Origin of the sequence: Kluyvera georgiana ATCC 51603 (assembly GCF_001654985.1) — a bacterium.
GTDB classification, from domain to species: Bacteria; Pseudomonadota; Gammaproteobacteria; order Enterobacterales; family Enterobacteriaceae; genus Kluyvera; species Kluyvera georgiana.
Map to the genome: position 1 here is coordinate 1 of NZ_LXEU01000131.1, position 807 is coordinate 807.

General features: G+C 48.3%; 2 tRNA genes and 1 rRNA gene. All 3 read left to right on the forward strand.

From position 1 onward, the window contains the following. The first annotated feature begins 61 nt into the window (after window positions 1-61). Window positions 62-138: transfer RNA gene (locus M989_RS23980), tRNA-Ile, on the forward strand. A gap of 109 nt (window positions 139-247) precedes the next feature. After that, window positions 248-323: transfer RNA gene (locus M989_RS23985), tRNA-Ala, on the forward strand. Window positions 324-521: 198 nt separating this feature from the next. After that, window positions 522-807: ribosomal RNA gene (locus M989_RS23990) — 23S ribosomal RNA — on the forward strand; the annotation flags it as partial.

An 807-nucleotide genomic window follows, 5' to 3' on the forward strand; every position in this document is an offset into this window, starting at 1 on the left:
CCGACCTTTGCAGTGCTCACACAGATTGTCTGATGAAAATTAGCAGTAAGAAAATCTCTGCAGGCTTGTAGCTCAGGTGGTTAGAGCGCACCCCTGATAAGGGTGAGGTCGGTGGTTCAAGTCCACTCAGGCCTACCAAATTTCTGCTGATGCTGCGTTGCGGCGACACTCACATACTTTAAGTATGCTTCGTGTCACCACGCCTTGCCTCAACGGAAATTAAGGTTGATGAGATTTTAACTACGATGGGGCTATAGCTCAGCTGGGAGAGCGCCTGCTTTGCACGCAGGAGGTCTGCGGTTCGATCCCGCATAGCTCCACCATCTTTACTGCAACAACCCAAGAAAACTTCAGAGTGTACCTGAAAAGGTTCACTGCGAAGTTTTGCTCTTTAAAAATCTGGATCAAGCTGAAAATTGAAACGACACACTGTGTCTGTTCTCCGTAATAAGAACAGATAAAAGGTGTGTTCGAGTCTCTCAAATTTTCGCAATCAGAAGTGAAACATCTTCGGGTTGTGAGGTTAAGCGACTAAGCGTACACGGTGGATGCCCTGGCAGTCAGAGGCGATGAAGGACGTGCTAATCTGCGATAAGCGTCGGTAAGGTGATATGAACCGTTATAACCGGCGATTTCCGAATGGGGAAACCCAGTGTGATTCGTCACACTATCATTACGTGAATACATAGCGTAATGAAGCGAACCGGGGGAACTGAAACATCTAAGTACCCCGAGGAAAAGAAATCAACCGAGATTCCCCCAGTAGCGGCGAGCGAACGGGGAGCAGCCCAGAGTCTGAATCAGCAT